General features: G+C 64.5%; 1 pseudogene. It reads left to right on the forward strand.

Features of this window, described 5'->3' with window-relative positions:
- Positions 1-287, forward strand: a pseudogene (locus tag FS507_RS19990) (hypothetical protein); the annotation flags it as partial.

Here is a 287-nt window from a genome sequence, read left to right on the forward strand (position 1 = left end):
GTGGGTGGAGATGACGGGGGAGGAGAGGGTGGTCGGGGAGGTGTCGAGGGGGGGGGAGGCGGTGATCTTGGAGGAGGAGGATGTAGGGAAGGACTATGTGGAAGGGGTGATCGGCGAGGGGGTGAAGGTGGAGGGGGAGGGGTGGGGGTTGATGAATGGGGAGGAGAAGGTGGTGATGGGTGAGGGGATGAGGGAGATGGGGGAAAGGATGGGGGGATGGGAGGAGGGGGAGGGTGAGGTGGACCGTGTGGAGGGTGGAGGATTGGGGGGGATTGGGCTGAGCTTAA

Source organism: Corynebacterium glyciniphilum AJ 3170 (assembly GCF_007673095.1).
In the GTDB taxonomy this organism is placed as follows: Bacteria; Actinomycetota; Actinomycetes; order Mycobacteriales; family Mycobacteriaceae; genus Corynebacterium.